We start from the raw sequence: 17,327 nt of genomic DNA, 5'->3' as shown, positions 1-17,327 counted from the left end.
GTCGCCCTGATCACCGACGCGATGGGCGCGGCCGGCATGGGCGACGGCCTCTACCCGCTCGGCCCGCTCCAGGTCGAGGTCAAGGACGGCGTCGCCCGGCTGGTCGAGGGCGGCGCCATCGCCGGCTCCACCCTGACGCTGGACGTCGCGTTCAAGCGCTCGCTCACCGTCAACGGCCTGACGCTGAACCAGACCGTCGAGTCGCTGTCCGCCACCCCGGCCCGCCTGCTGGGCCTCGCCGACTCGATCGGCTCGCTGGAGGCCGGCAAGCAGGCCGACCTGGTCGTGCTCGACTCCGAGGGCTACGACCTGGTCGCCGTCATGCGCCGCGGCCGCTGGGTCCTCGGCGGCGAGCGCTTCGACGTGGTGAAGCCCGCCTGACGGCCCGCCGGAACGCCGACGGCCGCCCTTCCCCCACGGGGACGGGCGGCCGTCTCGCGTTCCGGCTCAGCCGGTCAGCCGCTCTGCCGATCAACCGGTCAACCGGTCAACCGGTCAACCGGTCAACCGGTCGCATTCGGTTCGAGGGTGATCTGGTCGATCAGGATCGAACCGGAGGGCACGGTGAAGGTGATGGTGTTCGCCCCGGCCTGGAGCTGCGGGAGTATCCAGGTGTTGAACCAGGAGGACGCCGGGTCCTTGCCGGACGCGTAGTTCTTGAAGAGCAGCCCGCTCGGCCAGTCCTTGCCGTTCACCGAGGCGGCGCCCTTCAGGTCCCCGCCGGTGTTGTTGTAGTGCACGTTCAGCTTGTAGGTGCCGGCCGCGGCGACCTCGCCGCTCCAGGTCACCGAGCCGCCCGGCTGGAGCGTCAGGTAGCTGCCGTCGGCGGACTTGGCGCCCTTGACGCCGTTGCCGGACGGCGCGTTCTGGGCCTGGAGCTGGCCCGCGTCCACGGTCAACGGGCCGGCCGGGGCGGTGGTGCTCGCCGAGGCCGAGGCGGTCGGGGACGAACTGCCGGTCGCCGGGGTGCTGGGGGGAGCCGCGGCGGTGGTCTGGGCGCCGCCCTTGGCGGTCTTGTCGCCGTCCGGGTCGCCCGTGGAGAGCGCGATCCCCGCGCCGATCGCTATGGCCGCGACCACCGCGACCGCGCCGATCACCGCGCCCTTGCTCCGGCCGCTGCTCGACCGGTCCTCCCCCGGCTGCGGCCGGGAGTGCTCGGCGTAACGGGTCTGCTGGGTGGGCGCGGTGCCGTACTCGGGCTGCTGTTGCTGCGGCGGGTACGGCTGCTGGCCGCCGGGGTAGCCCTGCTGCGGCCCCGCCTGCTGGCCGTACTGGGGCTGCTGCGGCCGCGGCTGGTAGGGCTGCTGCCCGTACTGGGCCCGGCCGACCTCCATCGGACGGCTGTACGGCGTCCGGGGCACGCCCTGCTGTGGCTCGGCCGGCTGCCCGGAGGCACCCTCCGCCGGGCGGTAGAGGTAGCCGAACGGGTCGTCGTCCTGCGGGGCACCGCCCTCGGGCGCTCCGTTGTTGCCGGCGGTCGTCACGGTGGTCAACTCCCCCATCCGGTTCGCGCCGCCGGGATGCGGGGCCGCCGGCGCAGATCATGGACGCTGTCGTACCCGGGAACCCTACCTGTCCTTTGTGACAGCCGGAAAAGAGCCCTTGACAACCCGTGGGTAACCAGGACCGGCGGGTTCAGCCCGCCCGTCGGTGCGAACGCTCGCCCCGCGCGCCGCGCACCGCGCCGCCCCGGGCCCGCTTCTCGTCGTACATCCGCTCGTCCGCGGTGTGCAGCACCTCCTCGATGCTCATCCCGCAGCCCGCCCAGCCGACCCCGAGGCTCACCCCCACCCGCATCGCCCGGCCGTCGATCCGCATCGGCGGGATGATGGCGCCCCGCAGCCGGTGGGCCAGGTCCTTGGCCTCCTCGCGGCCGATCCCGTCGGCCAGCACGACGAACTCGTCGCCGCCGAGCCGGGCCACCGTGTCGCCGTCCCGGACGGCCTGGCTCAGCCGCCGGGCGACCTCGACCAGCACCGCGTCGCCCGCGTTGTGGCCGAACCGGTCGTTGATCGACTTGAAGCCGTCCAGGTCGCAGAAGAGCACCGCGAGCCCCTTGTCCAGCGACGCCGCGACGCCGGAGCGGAACGGTGCGGACCACGCCTCGCCGCCCGGGCCCTGGTCGGCCGGGACCACCGCGTGCACGTGCTCCCCGTAGCCCGGGGCGAGGCCGTACGGCGGGCCGCCCTCGGGCATCCCGTAGCCGTGCACCGGCCCGCCGTACGGGTCCGCGCCCTCCAACCGGTCGTACGCGGCGTGCGCGCTGTAGGAGTCGGCCGGGTAGCCGTACGGCGCCGGGTAGGCCGGCTCGCCCGGCCCGGCGGGGGCCCCGACGGTCTGCGGCTCGGCACAGAGCCGGCGGCCCAGCCGGGCCTTCAGTTCGGCGCCGTTCGGCAGGCCGGTGAGCGCGTCGTGGCTGGCCCGGTGGGCGAGCTGGAACTCGTGCCGCTTGCGGTCCTCGATGTCCTCGACGTGGGTGAGCAGGAAGCTCGGACCCTCGGCCGCGTCCGCCACGATCGAGTTGCGCAGGCACACCCACTGGTAGCCGCCGTCCCGCCGGGACAGCCGCAGTTCCGCCCGGCCGCTCTCGGCGCTGGTGCGCTCCAGCAGCGCCCGGTCCTCCGGGTGCACGAGGTCGGCGAAGCTCTGCTGGCGCAGCACCGCGCGGGGTCGGCCGAGCAGGCGACAGAGCGCGTCGTTGACCCTGGTCAGCTGGCCGCGCCCGGCGCCGTGCAGTTCGGTGATGGCCATCCCGCTGGGCGCGTACTCGAAGGCCTGGCGGAAGCTCTCCTCGCTGGCCCGCAGGGCCTGCTGCTCCTTCTCCAGGCGGGCCAGCGCGCGCTGCATCTCGGCCCGCAGCCGGGCGTTGCCGATCGCGATGGAGGCCTGCAGCGAGAACATCTCCAGCGCCTCGCGGGTCCACGCCCCGGGCCGCTTGCCGCTGCGCGGGCGGTCCACCGAGAGGACGCCGAGCAGGTCGCCGCCGGCGCTGTACATCGGGGCGAGCAGCCCGTCGGCGGGGTGCCAGTCGTTGGCGTAGACGGGCAGCGGGCCGTCCCCGATCCAGCGCGGGATGTCGCTGGCGACGGCCCAGCCGCGGTCGTACGGCAGGAAACGCAGGGTGCCCCAGTGGTCGCTGACGCCGAGCAGTCGGTCCCAGGACTCCCGGGAGCCGACCTGACCGAGCAGGACGGAGGGGCCGCCCATGGTGCTCTCCTCCAGCTCCCAGACGGCCGCCACCACGAGGTCCCCGTCCGGGCGGACCAGGCTGACCGCGGCGGCGTCGAAGCCGAGCCCGTGCACCGCACCCTCGACGACGGCCTGCAGCGTGCCCGCCAGGCTGCGGGCAGCGTTGAGGTCCGCCACGACCCGGTGCAAGGTGCGGAGGGTCGCGAGACGGACGTACGGCTCCGACTCGGCTTCCATGCGGGGGCTCCCCGGCTGCTTCGGATAGTTCTTGATTGGTTATCGTCCGATTGCCAGAAGAACTGAATCACAGGGAGCACAGCGTTCGGCACGCTCGGTCAGCAATAGGCCATCACTTGTGACTTAAATCACACGACACTAATGCACCCTTAATCAGCTCATCCGCCCCATAGCGGGACATAAAGCGCTATCGGAATATTTCCCTTGGTCGACCGCATCGGCCTCGCGCTGAAGCCCGCTGCCGCCCGGCAGGCCCCTTGCTTCACTCCTGAGGGTGAGTCCCGAACCCGGCCGCAACCCCGCCCCGTGCGCCGCTGGTCCTACGACCTCGGCCCGATGCCGATTCCGGCGGACGCCGACTACCGTGCGGTACGTGTACTCGTCCCCGCAGCCCGAAGCTGCCTCCCACGCCACGCCCGACGAGTTCCGGGCGGCACTCTCCCAGCTCGCCTCCGGCGTGAGCCTGGTGACCGTCCACGATCCGGAGGACGGCGAGGACGTCGGCATGACCGCCACGTCCTTCCTGTCCGTGTCGCTGGAGCCGCCGCTGGTCCTGATCTCGGTCCGCGAGGACTCCCGGATGGACGAGGTGCTCTCCCGCACCGACACCTGGGCGGTCTCGCTGCTCACCGAGGGGCAGAAGGCGCTCGGCTCCCGCTTCGCCATGAAGGGCCGGCTCAGCGACCGGCTGCTGTTCGCGGACACCCCGCACCACCGCGGCCCCCGCTCCGGCGCCCCGCTGATCGACGGCGCGCTCGCCACCGTCGAGTGCCGCACCGAACAGCGGATACCGGCGGGCGACCACACCCTGCTGCTCGGCCGCGTCCTGGAGGCCGCGGTACCCAGCCCGGCCGGCCGGCCGCTGCTCTACTTCCGCGGCGGCTACCGCGCCCTCGGCTGAGCCGCCCCGGCTACTCGCCGCCCCGCGGCGACTGCCGCCCCTGCTTCAGCTCGGAGCGGCGCCGCTTGTTGGACAACCGGCGCTCGACCATCCCCCGGCTCGGCCTGGTCGCCCGGCGGGACTTCGGCGGCGGCGCGCACGCCTCGGTCAGCACCGCCGACAGCCGGGCCGCGGCCGCCTCCCGGTTGCGCCACTGCGAACGGAACTCCGAGGCCTGGATCACCAGCACCCGGCCGTCCACCAGCCGCCCGGCCAGCCGCTCCAGCGCGCGCTCGCGCCACACCTCGGGCAGCGCCTTGGACGCCGCCAGGTCGTAGCGCAGCTCGGCCTTGCTGTCGGAGGTGTTGACGTGCTGGCCACCGGGGCCGGAGGAACGCGAGAAGCGCCAGACGAGCTCGGTGTCGGGGACGACCACCGACCCCCGTACGCGGATGGGCTCGGGCATGCGTCCATCATCCCGCGCCCGCACCGCCCGGTCACCCGGTTATCCGCGACGGCCAGCGGCCCGGTTCCGCTCCACCGCCCGCAGCCCGGACAATGGCGTACGTGATCGAGCTCGGCTACTCCCTCTCCAACCGCTTCCCCGACCCCCCGCAGACGGACTACCGCTCCGCCCCGGTGCGGTCCCTGCGGTACGACCTGTTCTGCGGCGACGTCTACCTGGACGCCGAGGGCGCCGAGCTGTCCACCGGCTGGGGGTGGGTGCCGGTGCTCGACTTCGCCTGGGCGCTGTGCGACATCGCCGAGGAGCTGGACCGCGACCCGGACGGCGGCCGGGCCGCCCGGGTGCAGACCGCGGACCTCGACTTCACCCAGAACACCGAGCTGCTGCGGTTCGCCCGCCGCTTCAACTGGGTCGAGATCACCGCGACCTGGCTGCCGGACGAGCCGCCCGCCGTGGTCCGCCACGGCGAGCTGCGGCGCGAGGCCCGGGACTTCCTCCAGGACACCCTCGCCGACCTCTTCGATATGCACCCCGAGCTGGCCGACAATCCGAACATCTGGTCGCTGCAGGGCCGGTTCCCCCGGATCTGACCAGGGCATTGTCAGGCCTTTGCCAGTGGATTGGCGTCCACGAAGAATTCACGGACTTCGCGGAACCAACCCACCGGGGTATTGCGTTGTCCCGGAAAAAGCGAACGAAGGGACTGCAATCGCCATGCCAGTGAGCCTTTCCAAGGGTGGCAACGTCTCGCTGACCAAGGAGGCCCCGGGCCTGTCCGCGGTCAGTGTCGGCCTGGGCTGGGACGTCCGGACCACGACCGGCACCGAGTTCGACCTCGACGCCAGCGCGATCGTCCTGAACGCGGACGGCAAGGTGCTCTCCAACGGGCACTTCGTCTTCTTCAACAACACCAGCAGCCCGGACAACACCGTCGTGCACACCGGCGACAACCGCACCGGTGAGGGCGCCGGCGACGACGAGTCGATCAACGTCAACCTGGCCGGCCTGCCGGCCGAGGCCGTCAAGATCACCTTCCCCGTCACCATCTACGACGGGGTCGCCCGCGGCCAGAGCTTCGGCCAGGTCCGCAACGCGTACATCCGCGTGGTGAACGCCGCCGGCGGCGCCGAGATCGCCCGCTACGACCTCTCCGAGGACGCCGCCACCGAGACCGCCATGATCTTCGGCGAGCTCTACCGCAACGGCGGCGAGTGGAAGTTCCGCGCCGTCGGCCAGGGCTACGCCTCCGGCCTGGCGGGCATCGCCCAGGACTTCGGCGTCCAGCTCTGACGCCCCGCCGGGCCCCTCCCGGCCCGGCACACCGCCGGAACGAGAGCGGCGCGGGACATCGGTCACACCGACGTCCCGCGCCGCTTTCGCGCACCCGGCCCGGGCTCAGGCCCTAGGGGCTCTCTTTCGGATCACGTCGCGCGCCCGGCGTGATCCGAAAGAGGGCCCTTAGCGCGAGGCACGCAGCTCCGGCAGCTGGATCAGCTCGGTCTCGTCCTCCGGGGTCAGGTCCACCACCGCGGGCGCACCCGGCGCCGGCTCGGCCGCCGGCTGCGACGCCTGCGAGCCGGCCACGGCCTCCTGCACCTCACGAGCCTCCTGGGCCTCCTGCGCCTCGGCCTTCGCCTGCGCGGCCACCGCCTCGTCGCCCACCACGTCGGCCAGGTCCGTGCGCTCGCCCAGTTCGGCGACGCTGCCCACCGCCGGCGCCGGGGCCGCCGCCCGCACGGCCGCGCCCGCACCCCGGCCGAAGAAGCTGAAGCCCGGCCCGCGCACCGCCCCGGACTGCGCCGACCGCGGCCGCTGCCGCTCCACCGGCGCGGGCGCCGCGACCGGAGCGGACGGCGTCCCGCCGAGCTGCCCGACCGTGGCGGTCAGCGCCGGGCGCACCGGCGCGGGCCGCACCGGCGCCGGGGCCTGGTCCTGTGCCTGGTCCTGTGCCTGTGCCTGTGCCTGTGCCTGTGCCTGTGCCTGTGCCTGTGCCACCGGAGCCTGCTCCGGAGTGGGCACCGCGGGGGCCACCGGCGCCGGCACCGAGGGCGCCACCGCAGCGGGCGCGGGCGCCGGGGCCGCAGCGGCCGGCGCCGTACGCGCCCGCAGCGCGACCTCCGAGCCCGCCGTCCGCTCCCGCCGCGCCTCCTGCTCCGCCGCCCGCCGCTCCAGCAGCCGCAGCACGGACGCGGCACGGACGAACGCGGCCGGGCTGGCCGGATACTTGGGGCGGCTCGCGGCGAGCGCCCGCTGGGCCGCCTCGGCCTCCTTGAGCGCCTGTTCGGCCACCGCCACGGCCCGCTCCCGCAGCAGCCGGGCGATCTCGGTCTCGGCCTTCGCCAGCCGCGACTTCTCCGCCGTCAGCCGGCGCCCGAACCGGGTGGCCCGCTCCTCGGCGACCTCCGCCGCGTACTCGGCCTCCGCCAGCTGCTCCTCGAAGCGCTCCTCGGCCCGCAGCCGCTGCGCCGCGGCCATCTCGGCGGCCGCCCGGGCCGCCTTGTCCCGCTGCCGCAGCAGCAGCGCGAAGCCGAGCGTCGCGACCACCGCCGCGACACCCACCGAACGCACCAGGACGGCGTCCTGACTGAAGAGCAGAGCGGCCAGCGCGGCGACGAGCAGCACGCCGGCGGCGGTGGGGGGGAAGATCCGGCCGAGGACGGAGGAATGACGGTGGCGTCCGCGAGACATGCCAAGAAACTAGCGTGCGAATTGGGGCCGTGTCAGCCCAGGGTCCTCTTCCGCCCTTGACAGTGCGCAAGTTTTACCGCACGTGCCCGGCGTTTCACTCAAGATCACGAAAAAAGACCTGTTCAGCGGGGCGAGGGCGCCGGGCCGCCCGGATCGTCGTGGTTCTCCGGCAGCTTGCACACGTGCTGCAACCAGAGCGCCGCCGCGATCACCGCGGCCCCCGCCAGCACCGCGAGCCCGGCCGTGACGGCCTGGTCCTTGCGCGCCGACACGTCCAGCTCGCCCAGCAGGAAGATCCCCGCGCCCGCGTAGACGCCGGTGACCACCGCCGAGACCAGCGCGCTGGCCTGCCCCAGCACCACCGCCCGGGCCGCCAGCAGCGGGTCGACGCCCTTCGCGCCGGGCTGCCGCTCGCGCACCGCCTTCAGCCGGGACCGCAGCGAGAGGGCGGTCGCCAACAGGACCACCGCCACCGCCGCCAGCACCACCGGCGCCGCGACCGGCACGGCCGGCAGCGTGTCCAGGGAGGCCCAGAGCTTGGCACCGGCCCAGGACAGCGCCGTGGTAGCAGCGGTGATGCCGACCAGCAGGCGTAGGCGAAGCAGCTTCACTCGGAGGAGGTCCTTCCCGGGGTTACCAGAGCCGGCCGCCGCCCGGTGGCCCGGCACGGCGGCGCCAGGCCACCGTACCGGGCCCGACCGGGCGGACACCCGCGCGAACGGCGGACACCTACTCGTACGGCCGGGCCCCCCGGTCGAGTTCCCCGGCCGCCCTCACCGGGCCGCCGGGCCGGGGCCGGTCACTCCGGCAGCGTCAGCCGGATGTCGTCCCGCCGCCGGACGCCCTGCGCGCCCGGGCCGCCGAGCGCGTCCAGCAGTTCGCCGACCTGCCCGTGCCCGGGCACCTCGGCCTCCGGCTGGGCGTCCAGCCAGGGGGCGAGCACGAAGGCCCGCTCGTGCGAGCGCGGGTGCGGCAGCAGCAGCTGCGGGTCGTCGCTGAGCACGCCCTCGTAGGCCAGGATGTCGACGTCCAGGGTCCGCGGACCCCAGTGCACCGTCCGGACCCGCCCGAAGGCGTCCTCGATCGCGTTGCCGCGCTCCAGCAGGTCGCGCGGCGGCAGCGAGGTGCGCAGCACGACGACCGCGTTGTAGTAGTTGGGCTGCTCGTCCGGGCCGCCGACGGCCTCGGTCTCGTAGACCGCGGAGACGGCCTTGATCTTGAGCCCGGGGGTGTCGGCGAGCGCGTCGACGGCGCCCTGGAGGGTGTCCAGGCGGTTGCCCAGGTTGCTGCCGAGTGCGATCACCGCGCAGCGCTGGCTGTGCAGTGTGGTGTCGGCGGAGTCCACCCGGCTCTCCAGGTCGAACGTGGTCGGCGAGGCGGTCGGGTCGCTGGTGCTCATCGAGATCCCTCTGCAACTGGAACGGGGCGCACGGCGGCGGTCATGCGCGGCCCCGGTGAATGGTCACGGTCACGTCGTCGAACGGCACGGTGATCGGGGCGTCGGGCTTGTGCACGGTCACCTCGACCTCCTCGACCGCTTCGTGCTTCAGGCACTGGTCGGCGATGCGCTGGGCCAGGGTCTCGATCAGGTCGACCGGCTCCCCCGCGATGATCGCGGTGACCTCCTCGGCCACGAGGCCGTAGTGCGCCGTGCGGGTGAGGTCGTCGCCGGACGCGGCGGGGCGGGTGTCCAGGTACAGCACGAGGTCGACCACGAAGGTCTGGCCCTCGATGCGCTCGCGCTCGAAGACGCCGTGGTTGCCCCGGGCACGCAGCCCCCGCAGGGTGACGCGGTCCAGCAAACGAATCACTGCTCCCAGTCGGACGGGCCCCACCCGGAGAATGGCATGGACGAGCGGGGCGAAGGCGGGCAGCACACCCGCCACTCCGTTTCGAATCTACCCGCGGGCGCTGACAACGTCTGACCGTCCTACCCGGCACGAACCGTCGCCACGCGCACCGGAATGGCGATTGACGTGAACGTTCGGTGACCACTCGGGAATTCCCGGGCGACCTCCCGGCCGCGTTTTCCGAAGGCCGCCCGAATCAGTCCTCGTCCTCGTCGTCGCCGCTGGTCAGAACGGGTGAACCGTGGTGCGACCAGAGCTTCCACCCGCCCGGGGTACGGCGGAACAGATTCGTCGACACGACCTTTCCGCCGACCAGCGGACCGAGTTCCCCCTCCTCCTCCGCCTCGCCGCCGGAGAGGATGTTCTCGGTGCACGTGACAAGGGCCACATCTCCGTGGACCTCGGCCTCGACATCGGTCAGGAAGAACTGGATGTACTCCGTGTTCATCATGATCAGCATGTACGAGCGGGTCACCTGCGCCCGCCCGCGCAGCACCGGCCAGCCGGGGTGCACGCACACCACGCCGCCCTTGTCGTCCGCGTCCGCGGCCCCCAGCCAGGCGTCCTCGACCGCCTCCAGGTCCCCCTCCTCCAGTGCCTGGTAGAGCGCCTGGTTCGCCGCGAGCACCGCCTCCAGGTCCGCCTCGCGGGCCTGGCCGGCCGTTCCGCCGCTCAGCCTGCCGTCACCTGTCACAGACCCTCCCTCACCCCTTGCCGGGCCGCGTGCTGCCAGGCCGCGACCACCCGGACGGCGTCCGCCGTGCCGGACACGTCGTGCACCCGCACCGCCCAGGCGCCGGCCTGGGCCGACAGCACCGACACCGCGGCGGTCGCGTCGTCGCGCTCCCGGGCCGGGCGCAGCGCCCCGGTTTGCGGGTCGGCCAGCAGCGTACCCAGGAACCGCTTGCGCGATGCGGCGACGAGGACGGGACGGCCGAGCGCGGTGAGCGCGTCCAGCCGGCCGAGCAGCGCCCAGTTGTGCTCGGGGGTCTTGGCGAAGCCGAGGCCCGGGTCGAGGATCAGCTGGTCCTCCTTGACCCCGGCCGCCAGCAGCGCGTCCACCCGGACGGCCAGCTCGGCGACGACGTCCGTCACCACGTCCCGGTAGACCGCCAGCCGCTCCATGTCCGCGGACTGGCCGCGCCAGTGCATCACCACGAACGGCGCGCCGGTGTCGGCGACCACCCGGGCCATCGCCGGGTCGGCGAGCCCGCCGGAGACGTCGTTGACGAGCGCGGCACCGGCCGCCACGGCCTGCTCGGCGACGGAGGCCCGCATGGTGTCGACCGACACCACGACCCCGGCGGCGACGAGCTCGCGCACCACCGGCAGCACCCGGCGCAGCTCCTCCTCCTCGGGCACCCGCTGCGAGCCGGGCCGGGTGGACTCGCCCCCGACGTCCACCAGGTCCGCGCCGCGGGCGCGCAGGGCGAGCCCGTGCGCGATCGCCTTGGCGGGGTCGTGCCAGAGGCCGCCGTCCGAGAAGGAGTCGGGCGTGACGTTGACCACACCCATCACGGCGCAGCGGTCGAGCCGCGGCAGTCCGGCCGGCAGCGAGAAGGACGGCGAGTTGCTCATGCGCCCATTATCGAACGGGGCCCCCGTCGAGGATTCTCGGCGGGGGCCCCGTTGGTCGCGGCGGTGCCTCAGGCGGCCTAGGTGACGTCGCGGGCGCCCGGGGTGGGCATCAGGCCCTCCCGCTGGCGCCGGCGGCCGAAGCGCGGCATGCCGAGGGTGATGAAGGCCTCGGCCTGCATCGCGGCGAAGCCGATCCGCGGCAGGTCCCGGGTGTTCGGGAAGACCAGGAAGCGCGGTTCCCACTCGGGTTGGAACTTGGCGTTGAACTTGTACAGCGACTCGATCTGGAACCAGCGCGAGAGGAACACCAGCAGTCCGCGCCAGGCCCGCAGCACCGGGCCGGCGCCGATCCGCTCACCGCGGGCCAGCGCCGAGCGGAACATCGCGAAGTTGAGCGACACCCGGCGCACGCCCATCGCGGGCACGGCCTGGAGGGCGGCGACGATCAGCAGCTCGTTCAGGCCCGGGTCGGCCGCGCGGTCGCGGCGCATCAGCTCCAGCGAGATGCCGTCCGGCCCCCAGGGCACGAAGTGCAGCACGGCCTTCAGGTCGTCGCCGCCCTCCCCCTCCTCCGGGGCCTTGTGGGCGGTGACCACCACGCAGTCGTCGTCCAGCGGGTCGCCGAAGCGCCCGAGGGCCATCGAGAAGCCGCGCTCGGTGTCGGTGCCGCGCCAGCGGGCGGCGGCGTCGGCGATCCGGTGCTTCTCCTCCAGGGTGAGGTCGCTGACCCGGCGCACCTGGCAGGAGTAGCCGTTGCGCTCGATCCGCTTGACCATCTGGCGGACGTTGCGCATGGCCCGGCCGGCGAGCGAGAAGGTGGCGGTGTCGACGATCGCCTCGTCGCCCAGCTCCAGCGCGTCGAGGTCCGCCTCGCGGGTCCAGACCTCGCCGCCGACCTCGCTGCAGCCCATCACGGCCGGCACCCAGGCGTGCTCGCGGGCCTCGGCCATGAACACCTTGATCGCGCCCGGCCAGGCCTCGACGTCGCCGACCGGGTCGCCGGAGGCCAGCATCACGCCGGAGACCACCCGGTAGGAGATCGCGGCCTTGCCGGTGGGCGAGAACAGCACGCTCTTGTCGCGGCGCAGCGCGAAGTAGCCGAGCGAGTCGCGCTCGCCGTGCCGGGTGAGCAGCTCGCGGACCTTCTCCTCGTCCTCCGGGGTCAGCTCCGGCTTGGGCTTGCCGGGGCGCAGCGCCAGGTAGGCGGTGGTGAAGGCGGTCAGCAGGCCCAGCCCGCCGAGCAGGTAGGCGACCAGGTCGGACATCCGGACGTTGTTGTATCGGATCGGCCCCTCGAAGCCGAACAGCCCGTACACGACGTGCTGGAGGCGCTCGGGCAGGGCCGGGTAGCCGATCTCGTACTTGGTCCGGGTGCTCACGATCAGCAGGCCGAGCAGCACGCTGACGGCGCCCATCACGATCAGGTTGACCAGCGCCCGCCAGCGGGTGCGCGGGTCGGCCTTGGCGTAGAACTCGCGCTGGTGCACCAGCATCACCACGAAGACCGCCAGCGAGACCACCGCCGGGCCGACCTGGTGCCAGCGCACGATGTGCAGCGCGGCGCCGACCGGCAGCAGCACGCACACCGCCCGCCAGGCCCGCCGCTTGCGCCGGCGCAGCGCGTGCGCGAGCAGCACCAGCAGCAGGCCGACCATCATCGTCCCGACCGCGGCCAGCGAGGTGGTGCCGCCGGGCAGCTGCCCGGTGAAGGTGTGCATCTTGGAGTGCCGGAGCTTGGGGAACACCGCGCTGGCGATGTCGACCAGGCCGATCAGCAGACAGGCGTACCCGACCGCGCCGGGCAGCCAGGCCCTCGGAACAGCCGCCGCCTGGGTGCGAAGCGTCTGCAGGCCGCGTCGACGACGCGGCTGCTCGGGGCTCGGCTCAACGGACACGGGAACGCTCATGGAAGCTCAGCGTAGAGGCTGCGGGACGCCGTCCGGTCACTCCGGGGGAGCACGTGTGATGGACCTTCAATGCCTTTTCCTTCATCAGGCAATGCGCATACCAAGGACCCGGAAACGGTCGGTAAACCGGTGCCGTGGGCGCGCTGCGGTGGAGCCGGGGACGGAGCCGAGGGCCTGCCGCCGCGTGGCGCGGCAGGGTCCTCCGGTACGCCGTACGTACGGTGGACGCCGCATTCTAGGGCGCCGGTTGCCTGCGGCTCCCCCCGCCCTCCCAGCTCGCCCGGGCATCCGGACAGCCTAGCCGCGGTGGCCGGAGCTGACGGACCGCCAGACGATGAGGCGTGCACCGACAGTGTCCCACCGGAAGGCCGACGGCATGGAACTGACCAGCGAAGCGCTGGTGAACTCGCTGCTCGCACTCGGCGCTGCGGCTCTCGTCACCACCCTGTGGCTCTGGCCGCGACTGGCGCGCCAGCGCCCGCTGCCCGTCCTGGGCCGGATCGGCCTGCTGACCGTCACTCAAGTCGCGGTCGTGGCCGTGCTGGCGCTGGCGGTGAACAACTCCTTCGGGTTCTACACCTCGTGGGACGACCTGCTCAGCCCCGGCAGCGCCAAGCTCGCGCTGACCAGCAACGAGAACCACAAGGGCGACGCCCCGGCCTCGGACACGCAGCTCCAGCCGACCGACGAGGGCGGTCTGGAGACCGTCGCCGACCTGCCCAAGGGCCCGCCCGAGGAGGTCGGCAAGGTCGAATCGGTCCGGGTCACCGGCAAGGAGACCGGACTGTCCGACCAGCTGTTCGTCTACCTGCCGCCCGAGTACTTCGACTCGAAGTTCGCCCTGGTCCGCTTCCCCGTCCTGGTCGCCATCTCCGGCTTCCCCGGCACCTCGCTCAACCTGATCAAGGAGCTGCCGCTCCTGCGCACCGCGGCCGAGCTGCGGAAGTCCGGCAAGATGCCGCCGACCGTCGTGGTCATGGCCCGCCCGACCGTCGCCCCGCCGCGCGACACCGAGTGCGTGGACGTCCCCGGCGGCCCGCGCGCCGAGACCTGGTTCACCAAGGACCTGCCGGACGCGCTCCGCACCACCTACCGGACCGGCCGCTCGGCCGCCTCCTGGTCCGTCTTCGGCTACTCGACCGGGGGCAGCTGCGCGCTGCGGCTGGCGATGCGCTTCCCGAACGTCTACGGCATCGGGGTGGGCCTGCACGGCGAGTACAAGGTCAAGGAGGACCAGTTCACCGGCGGTGACCTGTTCGCCGGCGACGCCGCCCTGGCCCAGCAGAGCGACCTCGACTGGCGGCTGACGAACCTCCCGGCCCCCGCCCTCTCGCTGCTGGTGGTCTCCTCCCGCAAGGAGGGCGACTTCGCGCAGACCCTCCAGTTCGTCGACCACGCCCAGCAGGTCGCCGCGGCCAACCCGCAGTTCAAGGTCGACTCGCTCTACCTGGACGACGGCGGCCACAACTTCGACAGCTGGACCCGTGAGCTGCCGTCCTCGCTGGAGTGGATCGGCGAGCGGCTCGGCTGACGCGGGCAGGTGACGCGGGCAGGTGACGGCCGGCCGGTCCGGGGGGACCGGCCGGCCGTTCCGCTATCGGCCGATGATGAGGCTCATCGCCTCGGCCCGGGTGGCCGGGTCGCGCAGCTGGCCGCGGACGCACGAGGTGATGGTCTTGGCGCCGGGCTTGCGGATGCCGCGCATCGACATGCACATGTGCTCGCACTCGACCACGACGATCGCCCCGCGCGGCTCCAGGATCCGCATCAGCGCGTCGGCCACCTGGCTGGTCAGCCGCTCCTGCACTTGGGGGCGGCGGGCGTAGACGTCGACCAGCCGGGCCAGCTTGGACAGGCCGGTGATCTTGCCGCTGGCGGACGGGATGTACCCGACGTGCGCCACACCGCGGAACGGCACCAGGTGGTGCTCGCAGACGGACGTCAGCTCGATGTCCTTCACGAGCACCATCTCGTCGTGCCCGAGGTCGAAGGTGGTGGTGAGGACGTCCTCGGGCTCCTGCCAGAGGCCCGCGAATATCTCCTTGTAGGCGCGCGCGACCCGGGCCGGGGTCTCCAGCAGCCCCTCGCGGTCCGGGTCCTCACCCACGGCGAGCAACAGCTCGCGGATGGCGTTCTCGGCCCGCTTCTGGTCGAAGGTCCCGACGGTGGGTGGACCGTCGAGCGTCACCGGGTCGATCATGCGGGCCTCGCTTACTTGGGACGACTTTGCTGAACAGCACGGATGCCGCGTCTCCAGGGTACAAACCCCGGTGACGCGGCATCCATTCCGTACGGTGCGCGGGATCAGCCCTCGGCGGGCGGCTCCGACGTCGGCAACGGCGGGAGCTTCACGATGTCCACCGGGGCGGTGTCGATCGCGGCGGCGCCGTTGGTGAGCGCCAGCTCCTTCGGGGACTGCACCGGAGGCCGGGTGGACGGCGTGCGACGGGACGAGCCCGTCCAGGCCGGCCGGGCCGGGCGCTTCACGATCGTGGCGAAGATCTCCGCGATCTGCTCCTTGTTCAGGGTCTCCTTCTCCAGGAGCTCCAGAACCAGGTTGTCGAGCACGTCGCGGTTCTCGACCAGGATCTCCCAGGCCTCGTTGTGCGCGTTCTCGATGAGCTTCTTGACCTCTTCGTCCACCAGCCCGGCGACCTCTTCCGAGTAGTCGCGCTGGTGGCCCATCTCACGGCCCAGGAACGGCTCCGCGTTGTCCGAGCCGAACTTGATGGCACCGAGCCGCTCGGTCATGCCGTACTGGGTCACCATGGCCCGGGCGGTGGCGGTGGCCTTCTCGATGTCGTTCGACGCACCGGTGGTCGGGTCGTGGAAGACCAGCTCCTCCGCCGCGCGCCCGCCCAGCATGTAGGCCAGCTGGTCGAGCATCTCGTTGCGGGTGGTGGAGTACTTGTCCTCGTCCGGCAGCACCATGGTGTAGCCGAGGGCCCGGCCGCGCGAGAGGATCGTGATCTTGTGCACCGGGTCGCTGTTGGGGCACGCCGCCGCCACCAGGGCGTGGCCGCCCTCGTGGTACGCGGTGATCTTCTTCTCCCTCTCGGACATGATCCGAGTGCGCTTCTGCGGACCGGCCACGACGCGGTCGATCGCCTCGTCCAGGATGCCGTTGTCGATCAGCTTCTTGTCCGAACGGGCCGTCAGCAGAGCGGCCTCGTTGAGGACGTTCGACAGGTCCGCGCCGGTGAAGCCGGGGGTGCGCTTGGCGACGGCCGAGAGGTCGACGTCGGGCGCGATCGGCTTGCCCTTCTGGTGCACCTTGAGGATGTCCAGCCGGCCCTGGAGGTCGGGGCGCTCGACCGCGATCTGGCGGTCGAAGCGGCCCGGGCGCAGCAGCGCCGGGTCCAGGATGTCGGGGCGGTTGGTGGCCGCGATCAGGATCACGCCACCCTTGACGTCGAAGCCGTCCATCTCGACCAGCAGCTGGTTGAGGGTCTGCTCGCGCTCGTCGTGACCGCCGCCCAGACCCGCACCGCGGTGCCGGCCGACGGCGTCGATCTCGTCGACGAAGACGATCGCCGGGGCGTTCGCCTTGGCCTGCTCGAAGAGGTCGCGGACGCGGCTGGCGCCGACACCCACGAACATCTCGACGAAGTCCGAGCCGGAGATCGAGTAGAACGGCACCCCGGCCTCGCCCGCGACGGCACGCGCCAGCAGGGTCTTGCCGGTACCGGGCGGGCCGTAGAGCAGCACACCCTTGGGGATCTTGGCGCCGACGGCCTGGAACTTGGCCGGCTCCTGGAGGAACTCCTTGATCTCGTGGAGCTCCTCGACCGCCTCGTCGGCGCCCGCGACGTCCGCGAAGGTCGTCTTCGGGGTGTCCTTGGTGAGCAGCTTGGCCTTGGACTTGCCGAACTGCATGACCCGGGAGCCGCCGCCCTGCATCTGATTCATCAGGAACAGGAAGACCAGGACGATGATGACGATCGGGAGCATCGACAGCAGCAGGCTGACGAAGGTGCTCTGCTTCTCGGGGCTGATGGTGTAGCCCTCGGCGAGCGTGCTCTGGTCGTTGTCGTTGATCTGGGCCTGGAGCTTGTCGGCGATCGCAACACCCTGGTCGCCGATGTACGAGGCCTGGAACTTGCTGCCGGACGGCGTCTTGCCGGTACCGGCGTTGGACAGCGTGGCGCCGTCCTTCAGCTGGATCTTGATCGTGTTCGAGTCACCAGTGGTGATCTGCGCCGACTTGACCTGCTTCGCGTCGATCGCCGCGACGACCTGACCGGTGTCCACCGTCTTGTAGCCGTTCGAATCCGAAACGACCTGCATCAAAACGATGACGGCGAGGACGGCCAGCACGATCCACATGATCGGCGCACGGAAGTATCGCTTGACGTCCATCCATGCGGGGCGTTGCCGCCCCGTCCCTCCTGCCACTCAGCGGCGCCGCGGGCTGGGTGCCGCCGGCGCATCCTGGTCGGTGCTCATGTGAAGAGCGGTTTTAATGGACCGTACCGCAGTCGCACCCGCCCATGGCGGGAGCGCAGCGACACGGCCGTCGTTCTTGGTCCCCC

General features: G+C 72.3%; 17 protein-coding genes. 5 read left to right on the top strand and 12 right to left on the bottom strand.

Going from position 1 to position 17,327, the window contains the following annotated elements; genetic code table 11:
- A partial coding sequence (locus AC07BF_RS28680) for an amidohydrolase family protein (RefSeq protein ID WP_363632100.1) occupies window positions 1-381 on the top strand: 381 nt, incomplete at its 5' end.
- A gap of 122 nt (window positions 382-503) precedes the next feature.
- On the opposite strand, the gene AC07BF_RS28675 is transcribed toward AC07BF_RS28680, so the two are convergent.
- Complete coding sequence (locus AC07BF_RS28675; RefSeq protein ID WP_363586584.1) at window positions 504-1,493, bottom strand: carbohydrate-binding protein; 990 nt, start codon at window positions 1,491-1,493, stop codon at window positions 504-506.
- A 142-nt stretch (window positions 1,494-1,635) separates the two neighbouring features.
- A complete protein-coding gene (locus tag AC07BF_RS28670; protein WP_363632098.1) occupies window positions 1,636-3,426 on the bottom strand; it encodes a GGDEF domain-containing protein in 1,791 nt (596 codons plus the stop codon).
- Between the two features lie 373 nt (window positions 3,427-3,799).
- Here AC07BF_RS28670 and AC07BF_RS28665 point away from each other — a divergent pair, with 373 nt between their 5' ends.
- Window positions 3,800-4,327, top strand: a complete 528-nt coding sequence (locus AC07BF_RS28665) for a flavin reductase family protein (RefSeq protein ID WP_350885220.1) — start codon at window positions 3,800-3,802, stop codon at window positions 4,325-4,327.
- A gap of 10 nt (window positions 4,328-4,337) precedes the next feature.
- Here the strand turns inward: AC07BF_RS28665 and arfB are convergent, their stop codons facing one another.
- Window positions 4,338-4,772, bottom strand: coding sequence for an alternative ribosome rescue aminoacyl-tRNA hydrolase ArfB (gene arfB, locus AC07BF_RS28660; RefSeq protein WP_363586583.1), 435 nt, complete (start codon window positions 4,770-4,772; stop codon window positions 4,338-4,340).
- Window positions 4,773-4,864: 92 nt separating this feature from the next.
- On the opposite strand from arfB, the gene AC07BF_RS28655 reads away from it, so the two are divergent.
- Complete coding sequence (locus AC07BF_RS28655) at window positions 4,865-5,362, top strand: hypothetical protein (protein WP_400335640.1); 498 nt, start codon at window positions 4,865-4,867, stop codon at window positions 5,360-5,362.
- Between the two features lie 124 nt (window positions 5,363-5,486).
- Entirely contained in the window at window positions 5,487-6,062 is a 576-nt protein-coding gene (locus AC07BF_RS28650; protein WP_350885215.1) for a TerD family protein, read from the top strand.
- Window positions 6,063-6,230: 168 nt separating this feature from the next.
- Here AC07BF_RS28650 and AC07BF_RS28645 read toward each other — a convergent pair whose 3' ends face one another.
- The 7 genes from AC07BF_RS28645 to AC07BF_RS28615 form a co-directional block, all read right to left on the bottom strand.
- Entirely contained in the window at window positions 6,231-7,460 is a 1,230-nt protein-coding gene (locus AC07BF_RS28645) for a hypothetical protein (protein WP_478334104.1), read from the bottom strand.
- Between the two features lie 122 nt (window positions 7,461-7,582).
- Window positions 7,583-8,071, bottom strand: a complete 489-nt coding sequence (locus AC07BF_RS28640) for a DUF3180 domain-containing protein (protein ID WP_363586581.1) — start codon at window positions 8,069-8,071, stop codon at window positions 7,583-7,585.
- Between the two features lie 188 nt (window positions 8,072-8,259).
- Window positions 8,260-8,859: a 2-amino-4-hydroxy-6-hydroxymethyldihydropteridine diphosphokinase gene (gene folK / locus AC07BF_RS28635; RefSeq protein WP_363586580.1), complete on the bottom strand. Its 600-nt coding sequence runs from the start codon at window positions 8,857-8,859 to the stop codon at window positions 8,260-8,262.
- A gap of 40 nt (window positions 8,860-8,899) precedes the next feature.
- Window positions 8,900-9,259, bottom strand: coding sequence for a dihydroneopterin aldolase (gene folB / locus AC07BF_RS28630; RefSeq protein WP_063351209.1), 360 nt, complete (start codon window positions 9,257-9,259; stop codon window positions 8,900-8,902).
- Window positions 9,260-9,506: 247 nt separating this feature from the next.
- Window positions 9,507-10,004: a nuclear transport factor 2 family protein gene (locus AC07BF_RS28625; RefSeq protein ID WP_063348246.1), complete on the bottom strand. Its 498-nt coding sequence runs from the start codon at window positions 10,002-10,004 to the stop codon at window positions 9,507-9,509.
- Window positions 10,001-10,888 (bottom strand): dihydropteroate synthase, encoded by an 888-nt coding sequence (gene folP, locus AC07BF_RS28620; protein ID WP_350885208.1) that lies wholly within the window; start codon window positions 10,886-10,888, stop codon window positions 10,001-10,003. Before folP ends, AC07BF_RS28625 begins: the two co-directional genes overlap by 4 nt.
- A gap of 77 nt (window positions 10,889-10,965) precedes the next feature.
- Window positions 10,966-12,795 (bottom strand): phosphatidylglycerol lysyltransferase domain-containing protein, encoded by a 1,830-nt coding sequence (locus AC07BF_RS28615; protein ID WP_478334103.1) that lies wholly within the window; start codon window positions 12,793-12,795, stop codon window positions 10,966-10,968.
- A gap of 376 nt (window positions 12,796-13,171) precedes the next feature.
- On the opposite strand from AC07BF_RS28615, the gene AC07BF_RS28610 reads away from it, so the two are divergent.
- A complete protein-coding gene (locus AC07BF_RS28610; RefSeq protein ID WP_478334102.1) occupies window positions 13,172-14,326 on the top strand; it encodes an alpha/beta hydrolase in 1,155 nt (384 codons plus the stop codon).
- Between the two features lie 63 nt (window positions 14,327-14,389).
- Here AC07BF_RS28610 and folE read toward each other — a convergent pair whose 3' ends face one another.
- Both folE and ftsH read right to left on the bottom strand, forming a co-directional pair.
- A complete protein-coding gene (folE, locus tag AC07BF_RS28605; RefSeq protein ID WP_063348250.1) occupies window positions 14,390-14,995 on the bottom strand; it encodes a GTP cyclohydrolase I FolE in 606 nt (201 codons plus the stop codon).
- A 104-nt stretch (window positions 14,996-15,099) separates the two neighbouring features.
- Complete coding sequence (gene ftsH / locus AC07BF_RS28600; protein ID WP_363586576.1) at window positions 15,100-17,154, bottom strand: ATP-dependent zinc metalloprotease FtsH; 2,055 nt, start codon at window positions 17,152-17,154, stop codon at window positions 15,100-15,102.
- Between the last annotated feature and the right edge of the window lie 173 nt (window positions 17,155-17,327).

Source organism: Kitasatospora sp. NPDC043950 (assembly GCF_056435345.1).
Note: the sequence above shows the minus strand (reverse complement) of the source record. Positions and strands in the feature narration are given on the sequence as shown.

Coding starts and splice junctions, on each gene's coding strand:
- AC07BF_RS28670 (WP_363632098.1), bottom strand. CDS start 3,426: ATGGAAGCCGAGTCGGAGCCGTACGTCCGTCTCGCGACCCTCCGCACC.
- arfB (WP_363586583.1), bottom strand. CDS start 4,772: ATGCCCGAGCCCATCCGCGTACGGGGGTCGGTGGTCGTCCCCGACACC.
- AC07BF_RS28655 (WP_400335640.1), top strand. CDS start 4,865: ATGGCGTACGTGATCGAGCTCGGCTACTCCCTCTCCAACCGCTTCCCC.
- AC07BF_RS28650 (WP_350885215.1), top strand. CDS start 5,487: ATGCCAGTGAGCCTTTCCAAGGGTGGCAACGTCTCGCTGACCAAGGAG.
- AC07BF_RS28645 (WP_478334104.1), bottom strand. CDS start 7,460: ATGTCTCGCGGACGCCACCGTCATTCCTCCGTCCTCGGCCGGATCTTC.
- folK (WP_363586580.1), bottom strand. CDS start 8,859: ATGAGCACCAGCGACCCGACCGCCTCGCCGACCACGTTCGACCTGGAG.
- folP (WP_350885208.1), bottom strand. CDS start 10,888: ATGAGCAACTCGCCGTCCTTCTCGCTGCCGGCCGGACTGCCGCGGCTC.
- AC07BF_RS28615 (WP_478334103.1), bottom strand. CDS start 12,795: ATGAGCGTTCCCGTGTCCGTTGAGCCGAGCCCCGAGCAGCCGCGTCGT.
- AC07BF_RS28610 (WP_478334102.1), top strand. CDS start 13,172: ATGGAACTGACCAGCGAAGCGCTGGTGAACTCGCTGCTCGCACTCGGC.
- folE (WP_063348250.1), bottom strand. CDS start 14,995: ATGATCGACCCGGTGACGCTCGACGGTCCACCCACCGTCGGGACCTTC.
- ftsH (WP_363586576.1), bottom strand. CDS start 17,154: ATGGACGTCAAGCGATACTTCCGTGCGCCGATCATGTGGATCGTGCTG.